This is a genomic window from Pseudoalteromonas sp. P1-25 (genome assembly GCF_001401805.1).
In the GTDB taxonomy this organism is placed as follows: domain Bacteria; phylum Pseudomonadota; class Gammaproteobacteria; order Enterobacterales; family Alteromonadaceae; genus Pseudoalteromonas.
In genome coordinates, this window is record NZ_LKDW01000098.1 from 1 (window position 1) to 398 (window position 398).

General features: G+C 50.5%; 1 protein-coding gene. It reads left to right on the forward strand.

Going from position 1 to position 398, the window contains the following annotated elements; all coding sequences use genetic code 11:
* Positions 1-398 (forward strand): hypothetical protein (locus AN393_RS20295; protein ID WP_161804173.1); only part of this gene is annotated, 398 nt, incomplete at both ends.

Genomic DNA, 398 nt, shown 5'->3' on the forward strand with positions numbered 1-398 from the left:
GCAGTTATTACAACTAGCATTGATAAAACAGCCGACGGCGTGATTAATGGCAACGGCGAAAGCGCCGCCATGGTTATACGTGGCACAGTAACCGATGTTGAAGACGGCCAAACCGTGACGGTTATTATCAGCGATGGCACAAACCAAGTTGAAACAACGGCGCTTGTACAAAATGGCGAATACGTTACAGATCCGATTGATGCAAGCGCATTAAACGACGGCACACTCACCGCCACGGCTAGCGTGTCTGATGTGGCTGGCAACCCAATTTCAGCACAAGATGCAGTTGAGCACGATAACACAGCAGCAATTACAACCAGCATTGATAAAACCGCCGATGGCGTGATTAATGGTAACGGTGAAAGCGCCGCCATGGTCGTGCGTGGCACGGTAAGCGA